This window comes from Kitasatospora sp. NPDC004615 (genome assembly GCF_042873545.1).
GTDB lineage: Bacteria > Actinomycetota > Actinomycetes > Streptomycetales > Streptomycetaceae > Kitasatospora.
Genome location: NZ_JBIALQ010000008.1, coordinates 302736 through 319168 on the forward strand (window position 1 = coordinate 302736; position 16433 = coordinate 319168).

At 72.9% G+C, this 16433-nt stretch carries 12 protein-coding genes; 6 read left to right on the forward strand and 6 right to left on the reverse strand.

Features of this window, described 5'->3' with window-relative positions; genetic code table 11:
* The first annotated feature begins 316 nt into the window (after positions 1-316).
* From glgX to treZ, 3 genes are read left to right on the forward strand one after another with little or no spacing between them, the layout of a single operon-like run.
* Complete coding sequence (glgX, locus tag ACFYS8_RS27600; RefSeq protein ID WP_387645715.1) at positions 317-2440, forward strand: glycogen debranching protein GlgX; 2124 nt, start codon at positions 317-319, stop codon at positions 2438-2440.
* Positions 2441-2499: 59 nt separating this feature from the next.
* A complete protein-coding gene (gene treY / locus ACFYS8_RS27605) occupies positions 2500-4890 on the forward strand; it encodes a malto-oligosyltrehalose synthase (protein ID WP_387645718.1) in 2391 nt (796 codons plus the stop codon).
* Positions 4890-6623 (forward strand): malto-oligosyltrehalose trehalohydrolase, encoded by a 1734-nt coding sequence (treZ, locus tag ACFYS8_RS27610; RefSeq protein WP_387645721.1) that lies wholly within the window; start codon positions 4890-4892, stop codon positions 6621-6623. The genes treY and treZ overlap by 1 nt, the downstream gene beginning before the upstream one ends.
* A gap of 13 nt (positions 6624-6636) precedes the next feature.
* Here the strand turns inward: treZ and ACFYS8_RS27615 are convergent, their stop codons facing one another.
* On the reverse strand, positions 6637-7542 hold the full coding sequence (locus ACFYS8_RS27615; protein ID WP_387645723.1) for a transketolase family protein: 906 nt from the start codon (positions 7540-7542) through the stop codon (positions 6637-6639).
* Between the two features lie 18 nt (positions 7543-7560).
* A complete protein-coding gene (locus ACFYS8_RS27620) occupies positions 7561-8202 on the reverse strand; it encodes a transketolase (protein WP_387645988.1) in 642 nt (213 codons plus the stop codon).
* Between the two features lie 234 nt (positions 8203-8436).
* Here ACFYS8_RS27620 and soxR point away from each other — a divergent pair, with 234 nt between their 5' ends.
* From soxR to ACFYS8_RS27635, 3 genes are all read left to right on the forward strand, one after another.
* Positions 8437-8988 carry a redox-sensitive transcriptional activator SoxR gene (gene soxR / locus ACFYS8_RS27625; RefSeq protein WP_387645725.1) on the forward strand — a complete coding sequence of 184 codons (552 nt, stop codon included), beginning with the start codon at positions 8437-8439 and terminating at the stop codon, positions 8986-8988.
* A gap of 108 nt (positions 8989-9096) precedes the next feature.
* Complete coding sequence (locus ACFYS8_RS27630; RefSeq protein WP_387645726.1) at positions 9097-9948, forward strand: SAM-dependent methyltransferase; 852 nt, start codon at positions 9097-9099, stop codon at positions 9946-9948.
* Positions 9949-10014: 66 nt separating this feature from the next.
* Complete coding sequence (locus ACFYS8_RS27635; protein WP_387645728.1) at positions 10015-10851, forward strand: sulfurtransferase; 837 nt, start codon at positions 10015-10017, stop codon at positions 10849-10851.
* A 346-nt stretch (positions 10852-11197) separates the two neighbouring features.
* On the opposite strand, the gene ACFYS8_RS27640 is transcribed toward ACFYS8_RS27635, so the two are convergent.
* From ACFYS8_RS27640 to ACFYS8_RS27655, 4 genes are all read right to left on the reverse strand, one after another.
* Positions 11198-11455: a recombinase family protein gene (locus ACFYS8_RS27640; protein ID WP_387645731.1), complete on the reverse strand. Its 258-nt coding sequence runs from the start codon at positions 11453-11455 to the stop codon at positions 11198-11200.
* A gap of 143 nt (positions 11456-11598) precedes the next feature.
* Positions 11599-12666, reverse strand: a complete 1068-nt coding sequence (locus ACFYS8_RS27645) for a DUF2332 domain-containing protein (RefSeq protein WP_387645733.1) — start codon at positions 12664-12666, stop codon at positions 11599-11601.
* A gap of 50 nt (positions 12667-12716) precedes the next feature.
* Complete coding sequence (locus ACFYS8_RS27650; protein WP_387645735.1) at positions 12717-14030, reverse strand: MFS transporter; 1314 nt, start codon at positions 14028-14030, stop codon at positions 12717-12719.
* 266 nt (positions 14031-14296) lie between these two features.
* On the reverse strand, positions 14297-16390 hold the full coding sequence (locus ACFYS8_RS27655; RefSeq protein WP_387645738.1) for an MMPL family transporter: 2094 nt from the start codon (positions 16388-16390) through the stop codon (positions 14297-14299).
* Positions 16391-16433: the final 43 nt, after the last annotated feature.

Genomic DNA, 16433 nt, shown 5'->3' on the forward strand with positions numbered 1-16433 from the left:
GGTTCTCGCGGTCCGGACGATCAAGGGTATCGCCCCCCGTGGCCCTGACACAGCCCTCTTGACAGCACGCGCACCGGCAGTCGACGGGCCGTCAGTACGCGGTTGTCCGGCCCGACATCCGGGACACCCGTTCGGGCGAACAACGGGCGAATGGGACCGGATGGGCGCGGCGTTCGGCCGTCCGGCGGGGAGTATGCGGGTGTGCCGTGCGTCCGGCCCGTCGCGCCACCGACGCCCCGCACACGTTCGGGCGCTCCGCCGGGTGGTCACCCGTAGGGGCGCCGACTGGCGTCTGGCACTGGGAAGTCGAGGACACATGCAGGTCTGGCCGGGGCAGCCCTACCCGCTCGGCGCCACCTATGACGGCGCCGGCACCAACTTCGCGGTGTTCTCCGAGAGCGCGGACCGGATCGAGCTCTGCCTGATCGCCGAGGACGGCTCCGAGACGGCCGTCGAACTGCGCGAGACCGACGCCTTCGTCCGGCACGCCTACCTGCCGGGCGTGCTGCCGGGCCAGCGGTACGGGTTCCGGGTGCACGGCCCGTACCAGCCGGGTCTGGGCCTGCGGCACAACGCCTCGAAGCTGCTGCTGGACCCGTACGCGAAGGCGATGGGCGGCCACATCGACTGGGACGAGTCGGTGTACGGCTACCACTTCGGCGCGCCGGAGCGCCGCAACGACCTGGATTCGGGGCCGCACACCATGCACTCGGTGGTGATCAACCCGTACTTCGACTGGGGCACCGACCGGCCGCCGCGCACCGACTACCACCGCACGGTGGTGTACGAGGCGCACGTGAAGGGCCTGACCAGGCTGCACCCGGGCATCCCGGAGGAGATCCGCGGAACCTACGCGGGCCTGGCGCACCCGGCGGTGATCGAGCACCTGGCAAAGCTGGGCGTCACGGCGATCGAGCTGATGCCGGTGCACCAGTTCGTCCGCGACCACCGGCTGCGCGACCTGGGGCTGTCCAACTACTGGGGCTACAACACGATCGGCTTCTTCGCCCCGCACTCCTCGTACTCCTCGACGGGCGACCGCGGGCACCAGGTGCAGGAGTTCAAGTCGATGGTGAAGGCGCTGCACGCGGCCGGCATCGAGGTGATCCTCGACGTGGTCTACAACCACACCGCCGAGGGCAGCCACCTCGGGCCGACGCTGTCCTTCCGCGGCCTGGACAACGCCTCGTACTACCGGCTGGCGAAGGACCAGCGGTTCTACGAGGACACCACCGGCACCGGCAACTCGCTGCTGATGCGCTCGCCGCACGTGCTCCAGATGATCATGGATTCGCTGCGTTACTGGGTCACCGAGATGCACGTGGACGGCTTCCGCTTCGACCTGGCGGCGACGCTGGCCCGGCAGTTCCACGAGGTGGACCGGCTGTCCTCGTTCTTCGACCTGGTCCAGCAGGACCCGGTGGTCTCGCAGGCCAAGCTGATCGCCGAACCGTGGGACCTCGGCGAGGGCGGCTACCAGGTCGGCAACTTCCCGCCGCTGTGGACGGAGTGGAACGGCAAGTACCGCGACACCGTCCGCGACTTCTGGCGCGGCGAGTCCGCCACCCTGGCCGAGTTCGGCTCCCGGCTCACCGGCTCCTCCGACCTGTACCAGGACGACGGCCGCCGCCCGATCGCCTCGATCAACTTCGTCACCTGCCACGACGGCTTCACGCTGCGCGACCTGGTCTCCTACAACGACAAGCACAACGAGGCCAACCGGGAGGACAACCGGGACGGCGAATCCTTCAACCGGTCGTGGAACTGCGGCGCCGAGGGCGACACCACCGACCCCGGGGTGCTCGAACTGCGCGCCCGCCAGCAGCGCAACTTCATCGCCACCCTGATGCTCTCCCAGGGGGTGCCGATGCTCTCGCACGGCGACGAACTCGGCCGCACCCAGCGCGGCAACAACAACGCCTACTGCCAGGACTCCGAACTGACCTGGCTGACCTGGCCGACCCGCGACGGCGGGCAGGCCGACACCCGGCTGCTGGAGTTCACCCAGGGCATGATCTGGCTGCGCCGCGACCACCCGGTCTTCCGCCGCCGCCGCTTCTTCCACGGCCGCCCGGTCTCCGGCACCCACGACGCGCTGACCGACATCGCCTGGTTCACCCCGGGCGGCGAGGAGATGACCGAGCAGGACTGGTCGACCTCGTACGCGAAGTCGCTGACGGTCTTCCTGAACGGAAACGCCATCTCGGAACCGGACCGGCGCGGCGGCAAGATCGTCGACGATTCGTTCCTGCTGATGTTCAACGCCCATTCGGAGCCGATCGCCTTCACCGTCCCGGCCGGCCACGGCGAGGTCTGGCAGGTCGTCGTCGACACCTCGCTGCCCGCCCTCCCCGCCCCCGGCACCGGCCCGCGCGCCAAGGCCGGCGACACCCTGCACCTGCCGGACTACTCCCTGCTGGTCCTCCAACGACCGGCCTGACACCGCCCGTTCGGGGCAATGTGCGGTAGGCCTCCGCCGGTCCGGGTAGGGATTCGGCTATGACGTCAGCCGCCGCGCGCCCTTCCACGGCCCGCTTCCCGACGGCCACCTACCGGCTCCAGCTGCAGCCGGAGTTCACCCTGCACGACGCCCGCCGGGCGGTGCCGTACCTGGCGGCGCTCGGGGTCTCGCACCTGCACCTGTCGCCGCTGCTGGAGGCCGTGCCGGGCTCCACGCACGGCTACGACACCGTCGACCACGGCCGGATCGCCGAGCAGCTGGGGGGCGAGACGGCGCTGCGCGAGCTCGCGGCCGCGGCCCAGCGGCACAACCTGGGCCTGATCGCCGACGTGGTGCCCAACCACATGGCGCTGCCCGTGCCCGAGCAGCTGAACCGGCCGCTCTGGCAGGTGCTGGCGAACGGCCCGGACGACCCGTTCGCCGCCTGGTTCGACATCGACTGGACGTCCCAGCCGGGCCCGATCGACGCCCCCGGGCGCGGCCGGCTGCTGCTGCCGCTGCTCGGCGACCGGCTCGGCGTGGAGATCGACCGGCTGACGGTGGACGGCGAGGTGCTGCGCTACCACGAGCACGAGTTCCCGCTGCGCCCCGGCACCGCCCAGCTGCCGCTGCCGCAGCTGCTGGAACGCCAGTGGTACCGGCTGGCCTGGTGGAAACTCGCCGACGAGCAGGTCAACTACCGGCGGTTCTTCACGGTGAACGAGCTGATCGCGGTGCGGATGGAAGTCCCCGAGGTGTTCGAGGCGACGCACGCGGTGCTGCTGCGCCTGCACCGCGAGGGCGTCCTGGACGGCTTCCGGATCGACCACCCGGACGGGCTGGCCGACCCGCGCGGCTACCTGCGGCGCCTGGCTGAGGCCACCGGCGGCGCGTACACCGTGGTGGAGAAGATCCTCACCGGCGAGGAACAACTGCCCGGGGACTGGCCGTGCGCGGGCACCACCGGATACGACGCGCTGCGCCGGATCGACGGGGTGCTGACCGACCGGCGGGGCGCGGAGAAGCTGGCGGTCTCCTACCGGCGCGACGTCGGCGACCGGGCCGACGCGGCGGCGTCGGCGCTGATCGGCCGGGCCGAGATGGTCGCGCCGGACGGGGCGCTGTCGGCCGAGACCGACCGGCTGGTGCGCCTGGTGGAGCGGATCTGCGCGGACGGCCCGGAGCTGGCCGACCACTCGCCGCTGGCGGTGCGCCGGGCGCTGGAGACCCTGCTGACCGAGTACCCGGTGTACCGCCCGTACGTGGTGCCGGGCGAGGCGGCCCCGCCCGACGCCGCCCGGGCGCTCGCCCTGCCCGAGGAGGCGTCCGGCGCCGAGCGGCTGGTGCACCTGCTGGCCCTCGGGGAGCTGGGCCGCTCCCCCGCCAAGGACGAGTTCTGCCACCGTTTCGGCCAGACCGCCTCGGCGGTGGCGGCCAAGGGCGTGGAGGACACCGCGTTCTACCGGTTCAACGCGCTGCTGTCGCTGAACGAGGTCGGCGGCCTGCCCGAGCACCCGGGCGTACCGCCCGCGGACTTCCACCGCTGGTGCGAGCGGCAGGAGGAGCACTGGCCGCACGCGATGACGGCGCTGTCCACGCACGACACCAAGCGCAGCGCGGACGCCCGGGCCCGGCTCGCGGTGCTGGCCGAGCTGCCGGAGGCGTGGGCGGCGGAGTGCGCGGCGTGGACGGTGGCGGCCGGGCCGTGTCCGGACCGGGCCTCGGCGTGGCTGCTGTGGCAGACCCTGCTGGCGGCGTGGCCGCTGTCCGAGGAGCGGCTGCTGGGGGTGCTGCTGAAGTCGGTGCGGGAGGCCAAGCGCCGCACCTCGTGGACGGAGCCGGACGAGGCCTTCGAGCGGCGGCTCGCCCAGTACGTGCGCGGGGCGCTGGCCAATCCGGGGCTGTGTCCGCGGATCGCCGGGTTCGTCGGGATGCTGGAGCCGTTCGCCCGGGTGAACTCGCTGTCGGCGGCGCTGCTGCACCTGCTGGTGCCGGGCGTTCCGGACGTGTTCCAGGGCGGCGAGGAGCCGCTGTACACGCTGGTCGACCCGGACAACCGGGCGCCGGTGGACCTGGACGCGCTGGCGGTGCGCCTCACCGACTCGGCCGCGCCGCGCCCCGGCGACCTGGCCCGGGAGAAGCTGCACCTCACCAGGACCGCGCTGCACCTGCGCCGGGAGGGCGCGCTGGGCCGCTACCGCCCGCTGGCGGGGGTGGGCCCGGCGGCCGACCACCTGGTGGCGTTCGCCCGCGGCGGGCGGGTGCTGGGCGCGGCGACCCGGCTGCCGTACGGGCTGCACCGGGCGGGCGGCTGGGGCAGCACCCTGCTGGAGCTGCCGCCGGGGCGCTGGACGGACCGGCTCACGGGCCGCCACTTCGTCGGCGGGCCGGTCGAACTGTCGTATCTGTTCCAGCAGTTGCCGGTGGCGCTGCTGGTGGAGGGGGCCTGATGCGGTACCGGGTGTGGGCGCCGGCGGCCAAGGTGGTCGAGGTGGAGGTCGGGGCGATCCCGTACCTGCTGGAGCGCGACCCGGCGCACCCGGGCTGGTGGCACGGGGACGGCCCGGACGGCGACTACGGCTTCCGGCTGAACGGCGGTTCGGCGCTGCCCGATCCGCGCTCGCCCCGGCAGCCGTTCGGCCCGGACGGGCTGAGCCGCCCGGTCGACCACGCCGCGTTCGACTGGTCGGAGACGGCCTGGCGGGGCCGCCCGCTGCCGGGCACGGTGGTCTACGAGCTGCACGTGGGCACCTTCACCGCCGAGGGCACCTTCGACGCGGCCGCCGCCCGCCTCGACCACCTGGTCGAACTCGGCGTGGACTTCGTCGAGTTGATGCCGGTCTGCCCGTTCCCCGGCCGCTCCGGCTGGGGCTACGACGGGGTGTCCCTCTGGGCGGTGCACGAGCCGTACGGCGGCCCGGACGGGCTGAAGCGCCTGGTGGACGCGGCGCACCGGCGCGGCCTCGGCGTGATCCTGGACGTGGTGCACAACCACCTCGGCCCGTCCGGCAATTACCTGCCCCGGTTCGGCCCGTACTTCACCGACCGGCACCACACGCCGTGGGGCGCGGCGGTGAACCTGGACGCACCGGGCTCGGACGAGGTACGGGCGTACCTGATCGGCAGCGCGCTGGCCTGGCTGCGCGACTACCGGATCGACGGGCTGCGGCTGGACGCCGTGCACGCGCTGGCGGACGACCGGGCGCTGCCGTTCCTGGAGGAACTCGCGCTTTCTGTAGAGGAGTTGGCGGAGGCGACCGGACGCCCGCTGTTCCTGGTCGCCGAGTCGGACCTGAACGATCCCCGCACCACCGCGCCCCGCCCGGCCGGCGGGCTCGGGCTGACCGCGCAGTGGAGCGACGACTTCCACCACGCCCTGCACGCGCTGCTGACCGGCGAGAGCCAGGGCTACTACGCGGACTTCGCCGCCGACCCGTGGACGGCGCTCGCCAAGACGCTCACCAACGGGTGGTTCCACGACGGGAGTTGGTCCTCGTTCCGGGGGCGCTCGCACGGCCGACCGTTCCCCGCCGCCTACGGGCACCGGCTGCTGGGCTACGCGCAGACCCACGACCAGATCGGCAACCGGGCCACCGGCGACCGCCTGTCGGCCTCGCTGCCACCCGGGCGGCTGGCCGCCGCGGCCGCGCTGGTGCTGACGTCCCCGTTCACGCCGATGCTGTTCATGGGCGAGGAGTGGGGGGCGTCCACCCCGTGGCAGTACTTCACCGACCACACCGACCCGCAGCTCGCCGAGGCCGTCCGGCAGGGCCGGCGCCGGGAGTTCGCCGAACACGGCTGGCGTGCCGAGGACGTCCCCGACCCGCAGGACCCGGCCACGGTGCGCGCCTCCACGCTGGACTGGTCGGAGCCCGGCCGCGCCCCGCACGCCGAACTGCTCGGCTGGTACCGGGCGTTGATCCGGCTGCGGCGCGCCGCGCCCGAGCTGACGTCCGGCGACCTGGCGGCGGTGCGGGTGCGGCACGACGCGGCGGCGGGCTGGCTGGCCGTCCACCGGGGCCGCTACCGGGTGCTCGCCAGGATCGGCGGCGAGGGGCCCGCCGCCGTCCCGCTGGAAGGTGAACTCGCCGCGCTGGAGGCCGCGTTCGGCGAGGTGCGGCCCGGGCCGGACGGCGCGGTGCTGCTCGGGCCGGACTCGGCGGCGGTGCTGCGCACGGCCTGAGGCTTTACCGACATCACCACAGGAAGGCGGCGATCCGGGCGTTCAGGTGGGCCGCGTCCAGGCCGTACGCCGTCAGGTGCTCGGCCATCGACCCGTAGTGCCGGTGCTCCGCCACCGGCACGCCCAACCCGAGGACACGGTGCGGCAGTTGCTCCAGCGCCCGGTGCGCCTCGCGCTCCGAGGTACCGGCCAGGTACGGCTCCACCAGCACCACATCGGCCCGGCCGCCGATCGCCGCCCGCAGGCCCGCCGCGTCGAACGGCCGCACGGTGGCGGCGTACAGCACCGTCACGTCCAGCGTCTCGGTGGCCTCCAGTACCGCGTCCAGCATCGGACCGACCGCCAGCACCACGCCGCGGTTGCCCTCGCGGACCGTCAGGAACTTCCCCGGGACGATCGGCCGGGCCTCGCGGTTCTGCTGGGCGGACAGCCGCACGTACTGCAGGCTGTCGCCGGCCGCGACGGCGTGGCGCAGCAGCAGGTCGGCCTCGGCGGGGTGGCCGGGGACGTGCACGTTCCAGTCGGGGAGGGTGTCCAGCAGGGCGATGTCGCCGGGCGCCATGTGGGTGCGGCCGCCGGCCGCCCAGTCGTAGGAGCCGTACGCGCTGACCAGCACCGCGCCGACGCCCTGGTGGTTCAGGTCGAGCTTCACCTGCTCGAAGGGCCGCTCGATCAGGAAGCTGGCGAAGGTGTGCGCGATCGGGCGCATCCCGGTCAGCGCCAGGCCGCCGGCGACGCCGATCAGCAACTGCTCGCGGATGCCGACGTTCACCACCCGGTCCGGGTGGGCGCGGGCGGCCTCGGGGAACTGGGCGGCGCTGACGTCGGCGAGCACCAGTGCGGTGCGCGGGTCCCGGGCGAGCAGCTCGGTGGTGGTCAGCGCGAACTGGTCGCGCATCGTCAATTCCTGGGTGGTCATGGCCTGTTGTCTCCGCTCTCAGCTGTACTTGGGTTCGGTGCGGGCCACCACCACGTACGGGCGGCCGGGGTGCGGGGCGGTGTAGGCCCGGTACAGCTCCTCGTGGTCGCGGCCGTTCACGGAGGCCGTCGACCAGCCCGCGCCGGCGAACCGGGACGCGATGCCGCCGCTCCAGCCGTGCGTGGCCGAGGAGTTGTCGATCACCACCGCGTGCAGCCGCTCCAGGCCGTACGCGCCGGCGAACGCCAGCGCCTCGTGGTTGCTGCCCTCGTCGAACTCGGCGTCCCCGAGCAGCACCCACACCGCCGGGGCGTCCAGGCCCTGCGCCCGCAGGCCCAGCGCGGTGCCCACGGCCAGCGGCAGCCCGTGCCCCAGCGAGCCGGAGCCGATCTCCGCGCCGGGCACCAGCAGCCGGTCCGGGTGATGGCCGAGCGGCGAGTCGTACGACCCGAAACTCGACAGCAGCTCCACCGGGAAGAAGCCCTTCGCGGCCAGCACCGCGTAGTACGCCATCGGGCCGTGGCCCTTGGACAGCAGGAAACGGTCCCGCTCGGGCGCGTCGGCGGCGGCCGGGCCGACCTTCAGCACCCGGTCGTACAACACCCACAGGGCGTCCAGGGTGGAGGTGGCGGCCGGTGTGTGCTTCTCGTCGCCGGTCATCAGCGAGATCAGGTGCGGCAGGTCGGCGAAGCCCAGGCCGGTGGCGGCCGGATCGGTGGCGGCCGGGTGGGTGGCAACCGGGTGGGTGGCGACCGGGTGGGTGGCGACCGGGTGGGTGGCGGCCGGGTCCTTCTGACTGCCGGGAGTGCTCGTTGCTTCGCTCGTCATGCCGATGAGCATCCAACTTCAAGTCCGCTTCAGGTCAAGGGGCGCTCGCGGGTAGTGTTCCGGACCATGACGCCGTCCCGGCACGACCGCCTCACCATCGGCCAGCTCGCCGAGCGCAGCGGGCTCGCCGCCTCCGCGCTGCGCTACTACGAGAGCCTCGGCCTGATTCACGCCGAACGCACCAGCGGCAACCAGCGCCGCTACCCGCGCGCCGCGCTGCGCCGGATCGCCTTCGTCCGGGCCGCCCAGCAGGTCGGCCTCTCGCTGGAGGAGGCCCGCACCGCGCTCGCCCGGCTGCCCGAGGACCGCGCCCCCTCGCCCCGCGACTGGCACACCGTGGCCGCCACCTGGCAGCACCGCATCGACCGGCAGATCGCCGAACTCCAGCTGATGAAGGCCAAGTTGACGGGCTGCATCGGCTGCGGCTGCCTCTCCCTGAGCCGCTGCACGCTGTACAACGCCGAGGACCGGGCCGGCGCCGCCGGACCGGGCGCCCGCTACCTGCTCACCCGCGACCCGGAGACCGGGCCCGAGCCCGCCGCCGAACCCGTCGCCGAGCCCGTCACCGGACCGGCTGCCGGACCCGCCACCGGACCGGCTGTCGCACCCGACCGGTAGCCTGGCCGCGTCGCCGGACCGACCGGTTTCGGCCATCCGTGGTCGTACCGGTTTCCGGGCCGTCTATGCTGCCCCCGAAAGCGCGTTCCAACCGACGGGGGGCCGGAAATGACCGATCATCAGGAGATCTCGCTCGACTGGATGTCCAGCGACCAGAGTCCGCCGCCGTCCTCCGAGCTGCGACCCGAGGTCCCGCACCCGGCCCGGATGTACGACTACTACCTGGGCGGCAAGGACAACTTCCCCGCCGACCGGGCCGCCGCCGAGCAGGTGGTCGCGCTCAGCCCGCTGGTCCGGATCAGCGCGCTCGCCAACCGGGCCTTCCTGCAGCGCGCGGTGCGCACCCTCGCCGCCGAGCAGGGCATCCGCCAGTTCCTCGACATCGGCACCGGCATACCCACGGCGGGCAACACCCACGAGATCGCCCAGTCCGTCGACCCCACCGCCAAGGTCGCCTACCTGGACAACGACCCGATCGTGCTGGTGCACGGGCGGGCCCTGCTGGCCGGCGCCCAGCAGGGCAGCGTCAGCGTCCTGCAGGCCGACCTGCGCGACCCCAAGGCGATCCTCGCCGACCCCGCCGTCCGCGAACTGCTCGACCTCGACCGGCCGGTCGCCCTGATGCTGTTCGCGATCCTGCACTTCATCGACGACGCCGACGACCCGTACACCCTCGTCCGCACCCTGATCGACGCCCTGCCCTCCGGCAGCTACCTGGCGCTCTCGCACGCCACCGCCGACTTCATCGACCCGGCGCACGCCGAAAAGGGCCCGGCCATCTACCGCTCCGCGACCGCCCAGCTCACCATGCGCACCCGCGCACAGGTGCTGCGCTTCTTCGACGGCCTCGAACTGCTCGAACCCGGCCTGGTCACCGCCCCGCAGTGGCGCCCCGACCAGGCCCCGCAGGACACCGACGGCCAGGTCGCCATCTGGGCCGGCGTCGCCCGCAAGCCCTGACACCACCTCAACTGCCCGACGGCGGCGGTGCGATCATTCTGTCTCCCTCACCTCTGGAGCCCCGCCGTGACCGCACTGCCGCCGCCCCCACCCCTGGTCGACGCCGCCTGGCTCGCCGACCACCTCGACCACCCCGACCTGGTCGTCCTCGACGCGAGCATCGGCGCCCACCGCCACGCGGCCCACCGCATCCCCGGCGCCCGCCCGTTCGACCTCGACGGGGCACTCTCCGACCACCGCTCCGACCTGCCGCACACCATGCCGCCGGCCGCCGACTTCCAGCGCGAACTGCGCGCCCTCGGCGTCAACGACCGCTCCACCGTGGTCGTCTACGACGGCGCCGGAATCTACTCCAGCCCGCGCGCCTGGTGGATGCTGCGCGCCATGGGCTTCGACCGCGCCGCCGTCCTGAACGGCGGACTCCCCGCCTGGCAGGCCGCCGGCCACCCCGTCACCGACCTCCAATCCCCTTACTCCCCCGGCGACTTCACCGCCCGCCCCCGCCCCGGCCTGCTCACCGACCGGGACGCCGTGGCCGCCGCCCTCACCGACCCCGACACCACCGTCCTGGACGCCCGCTCCCACGACCGCTTCACCGGCGACGCCCCCGAACCCCGCCCCCACCTGCGCCCCGGCCACCTCCCCGGCTCCACCAACCTCCCCTTCACCGACCTGCTCACCCCCGACGGCCACTACCTCCCCCTCCCCGCCCTCCACACCCGCCTCACCACCGCCACCGCCCACCGCCCCCACCTCATCACCACCTGCGGCTCCGGCATCACCGCCTGCATCCTCGCCTTCGCCGCCCACCTCACCACCCACCCCACCCCCACCGTCTACGACGGCTCCTGGTCCGACTGGGGCCGCCCGGAAACCAACCTCCCAGTAGCCACCGGCAGTTGACCGGCCGCCGGTGAGCCCCGAGCCGCTCACACACGGGGCCAGTGCCGTCACTCTCCTGCAGGACTCTGCGGGGGCAGGTGCCCGCTGGGCGGCATCGAGTCGAACAGCGGGGATGTCCCGCTCTGGTCCGCCCCCGGAGCGGGCCAGTCGGGCTCGGCGGCATCGGCAGGCCCGGCAACATAATCGGGCCCTGCAACAAAGACGGACCTGGCGGCATACGCGGGCCCAGCAGTGTCGGCGGGAGAGTCCTCGGTCTCGTCCTGGACTGCTTGCTGGGTGGCGCGCTCGACCCGGTGGAGCCACACCTGACCCTTGTCGCTGTCGGGCCTGAGTCCCAAATTGTTCATCAGGTCCTCCATCTGCCGCGAGGCCGAGTCCTTGCTGTCGGGACCGGAAGTGGGCTGCGGCACTCGACCCAGAAGGTCGACGATCTCTTCGTCCTCTCGCAGCGCCGAATCCTCACTGTTGGGCCCGGGGACGAACTGGCCTGGGGCCGGCGCCCGCCGACCCGGCCGCGAGCGCGGGCGGCGGCCAGGCCGTCCCTCGTGTTCGCCACGATCAGCTCGCGCTGGAGTTCGGCGAGCACTGACAGCATGCCGAACATCGCCCGACCCTCCGCCGTGGCCGTGTCGATGCCCTCTCAATCACGTGCAGCCCGGTCTGCCGTTCGCGCAGCTCAGCGCCGAGTGTGACCAGGTGGAGAACGGGAGAGTCGGTCGAGCCGGGTGAGTGCACCGGGTCCTATAGCTAGTGCCGCGTCAGCGTCTCGACCCAGCGCAGGTGGCCCTCGACCACCGCGAGGGTGCGATCGTCCCCCTCCGGCCCGCGTAGGCGCAGTGCGGCGCCGATGCGGTCGCGGCGCGAGGCCACAGGCCGGAGATCGGGGTCGGGCCCGTCTTCGACGCAGAGCCACCACAGCGGGCCGGCCGTGCCGAGCGCGGCGATCGCCGCATCGAAAGCGGCCCGCCGCTCCAACGGCACATGCATGCGGGTCGCGGAGTGGAACACCACCCGCAGCTCGCCTGGCGGCAGTTCCGCCGCCAGGGCGGGCAGCACGTCGACGGCGTCGCCGCGCAACACCCGCGGCGGGTCCGCGGCGACGACGCCGAGCGCCGCGGTCAGCAGCCTGCGCTGGTCCAGGTTTTCCGGCCATACCAGCGCCTCCAGCCAGCGGCGGTCCGCCTCGGCGCGTACGTCCACCGGGTTCAGGTCCACCCCGCACACGCTCGCCAGCACGGGCAGCGCGTCCAGATCGGGCAGCGTGTCCGGGCCGTGCAGCGAGGCGACCAACTGCACCGGCGAGACCGGATCGCCGTAGTTGCGACCCCCCAGGCGGTAGCCGTACCGGTCGAAGCGCAGGTTCAGCCCGGCGCTGGTGCCGACCTCGATCAGGTGGACCGGCGCGTCGGTGTGGCGCGCGATCTCGGCCAGTCCTATGCGCAGGCCGAGGGCTCGCTGCACCTGGTTGGTCTGCACGAGTCGGCTGCTGATCAACTCGGTCAGTTCGGCCTCATGGCGTCGGCAGAAGTCCAGCAGCGCGCCCCCGGCTGCCTCGTCGGGGACGAGCGCGTCCGGGCCCGCGACCGAGGGGTAGTACCGGGCCAGCGGATGGTCCGCGCCCGCCAGCAGCAGCTGGTGCACCGCGCCGAAGAAAAGGAAGGTCGGGTACTGCCCGGCCCGGCCCCGCGCGGCCAGGGCGAGCAGTTCTTCCTCGGCGGCGACGGTGCGGCTGAGCGCGCGGTAGAGCGGCGAGGAAGTGAACTCGTCCGGCTGGGCGAACGCCTCCCGCGTGAAGTCAATGATCGTCTCGGTCACAACCGGAACATAGCCCCAATGCGCAACGTCTCACTCGCGTTCGCCGCACCTCATTGAACATCGGCACCGGGCCGGCCGGGGCCGGTGAGGGCGTCCGAGGGGTGCGGGTCGAGAGCGGGCGACTTCCTCGGCTTCTTGGGCATGGACCGGTACACCGGGACGGCGAGCACAGCCATGCCGACGCCGTAGAGCAGGAAGGTGGTCGGGGTTCCGAGTCGGCTCTGGACGAGGGCTCCGAGCGCGGCTCCGGCGGGCATGGCTCCCATGATGATCGTGCGATAGGCCCCGCCGACGGCGCCTCGGATCTCGGGCGGTGTAAGTCGTTGGCGCAGCGAGACGGTGACGACTCCCCACATGCCTCCCAGGCAGCTGCCCGCAGTCATGGTGGCCCAGAGCCAGGGGCCGTGGAACAGCACGGGTGCGACGAACATCAGGCCCCAGCCGATGCGTGAGGCACACAGCACCGGGGCGCTGCCCAGTCGCTGTTCGGCGCGGTGCGCGGTCAGGGAGCCGAGCGCCGTGCCGACTCCGACGCAGCTGAGGAGTAGTCCGTAGCCGGCGTCGCTGAGGTGGAGCGGCCCGGAGGTGGCGTACACCACGAGCAGGGCGAGGAAGGAGGTGTTCGCGAGCGTGGTCAGCGCGCCCGTGAAGGTGATCATCCGTATGGTTCGGTGGCGGAGCACGAAGGCGAGGCCGGTCCAGATCCTCGTGGGCTCTTCCTCGCGCGCCGGGACGCGTCCGACGTCCTTGGGCAGCAGGGCCAGTTGGAGCATCGAGCCGAGGTAGCCCGCTGCGGCACCCAGGAACGTCAGGGGCATGGCGATGGCGGTCAGCCAGCCGGCGAGGGGCGGGGCGATGAACTGGCTGGTCACCCGCATGGAGGTGTTGAGCCGGCCGTTGGCCTTGGTGAGAGCGTCCGGCGCGACGATGGTGGGGAGCACGGTTTCGCTGCTGGTGTTGAACACCGTCTCGGCGACGCCGACGAGGAACGCCAGCACCAGCAGCACGGGCAGCGACAGGACGTGGCAGGCCGCGGCGACACCGACCACGGCGATGAGCAGGGCGCGGGCCCCGTCGGCGGCGACCATCGACACCTTGCGGCTGGTTTTGTCCGCCAGCACACCGGCGGGAACTCCGAAGATCAGCCACGGCAGTGTCATCACCACCATCACCAGGGAGGACGCGCCGCCGGAATGCGTGAGTCGGGCCGCCACGAGAAGCAGCCCCATCTGGAAAACACCGTCGGCCGTATTGGCCAGGACGGACGCGCCCAGGACCGCACGGAACGGCTCCGGCGCAAACCGCCTCCGGTGGGCGGAGAGCCGCTCGTCGCTCTCACCCGCACTCACGATCTTGTGTGGCATGCGCCGACCGTAGCGGTGCCGAACAGCCGGTTGACCACCGCTGAGAGCCGGATCACAACCCGAACGACCATGAACCACTGGGCACCACGGAGGCCGAACAGGTCCTGCGGCGCTTCACCCGCGGCGCCCCCAAGCCGATGTCTCACCCGTCCGACCGGCGGCAGTTGGCGAAGGCCGGCGAAAAGGCCAGCTCAACGCTCAACACGGGTGTCTCATGAGATATCGAAACGGTGGGGGACGTCGCCAAATGACGCCGGACCGGCGCCCTACCGACCGGCCTCGACCGTCGGAGGCTGCCCGTGCGAGAGCCAGCCCGGCCACCACATGTGGTGGGTGAGGTCGGCGGTGAGGGCGGTGACCAGGACGGAGCGGACGACCAGGGTGTCGAGGAGGACGCCGAGGGCTACGGCGAAGCCGATTTCGGCGAAGCCGACCAGGGGGAGGGTGCCGAGGACGGCGAAGGTGGCGGCGAGGATGAGGCCGGCGGAGGTGATGACGCCGCCGGTGGCGGCCAGGCCGGCGACGGCGCCGCGGCGGGTGCCGAGGTGGGCGGATTCCTCGCGGACGCGGGTCATCAGGAAGATGTTGTAGTCGATGCCGAGGGCCACCAGGAAGACGAAGACGAAGAGCGGGAACGCCGGGTCCTGGGCCTCGAAGTGGAAGACGTGCTCGAAGAAGAACGCGCTGATGCCGAGCGCCGCCGCGTACGAGAGGACCACGGTGGCGATCAGGATCAGCGGCGCCACCACGGCACGCAGCAGGGCGGCGAGGATCACCAGGACCACGGCCAGCACCAGCGGAATGATCACCCGGTTGTCGCGGCTGGCGGCTCGTCCGGCGTCGAGGATCACCGCGGTGGATCCGCCGACCTGTGCGTTCGCCCCGGGTACGGCGTGCACGGCCGCCCGGACGCGGTCGACGGTGGCGCGGGCGGCGGCGCTGTCGGGTGGGTCGGTGAGTGTCGCCTGGAAGAACGCCTCGCCGCCGCGCACGTCGGCCGGGCCGATCCCGGCGATGCCGGGGGTGCTCGCGGTGGCCTGCCGGACGGCTTCCAGTGGCGGCCCGGCGTTGCTGATCACCGACAGCGGCGCGCCCGTCCCGCCGGGGAAGTGCGCGGCCAGGACCTGTTGGCCGGTGACGGAGTCGGGTGTGCCGGTGAACGATCCGGCGGCGCTCAGGCCGGTCGCGTTCAGCGAGGTCAGCCCGGCGGTGCAGACGGCCAGGGCGAACGCGGTGCCGATCCACACCTTGCGGGGGCGGCCGGCGATCCAGGCGCCGATGCGTGCCCAGCGTCCGGTCTTCGTCGGTTCGGGTGTGCCGTAGCCCGGGCGGACCGGCCAGAACACCCAGCGTCCGAAGGCGACCAGCAGCGCGGGCAGCAGGGTGAGCATGGCGAGCAGGGCGACGACCACGCCGATCGCGCAGACCGGGCCGAGGCCTCTGGTGGAGTTCATCTCGGCGACCAGCAGGCAGAGCATGGACGCGACGACGGTCGCCGAGCTGGCCAGGATGGCCGGCCCGGCCCGGCGCAGGGCGGCGGCCATCGCCTCGTGCCGGTCCTGGTGGCGTCTGAGTTCCTCCCGGTAGCGGGCGGTCAGCAGCAGCGCGTAGTCGGTGCCCGCGCCGAGCACCAGCACGATCAGGATGCCGGCGCTCTGCCCGTTGACGACCAGCCCGGCGTGCTTGGCCAGCAGGTAGATGACGGCCTCGGCCACCATCAGCGCCGCCCCGGCGGACAGCAGCGGCAGCAGCCACAGCACGGGGCTGCGGTAGGTGAGCAGCAGCAGCACGATCACCACGCCGACCGTCGCGAACAGCAGCGTGCTGTCGATGCCGGAGAACACCTTCGCCTGGTCGGCGGCGATCCCGCCGGGGCCGGTGACGTGGGTGACCAGCCCGGCGGGCGCGCCGGCGGCGGCGGTGGCGCGCAAGCTGTCCACGGCCGGCTTGAGGTTGTTCCACCCGGTGGTGCCGACCGCGACGGGCACCACGGTCTGCATCGCCTGCCCGTCCGCGGAGACGATCGGCCCCACCACCGGCGCGACCACGTGCGGCGCGGTGGTGAAGCTCTCGGCGTCGCGCATCGCCTTGGCGTGGTCCTCGGCGGTGATGCCGCCCGGCCGCTGGTACACCACCACGGCCTGGGCGGTCTCGACGGGCTGGAACCGGCGCTGCGCGTCCAGCACCCGGGTCGACTCGGCGTTCGCGGGCAGCCAGCTGGACGCCTGGTTGTCCTCGGCGCCCGTCAGCTTCCCGGCCAGCGGCACGGCGGCCACCAGCAGCACCAGCCACAGGCCGAGCACCACCCACTTCCGACGCCGCCCGCACGGCAGCGCGGACCATCTCGTGCCGGAACTCATCGCGACCGGCCCCCAGTCGACGACCCCGGGCGGGGCCGTCCGC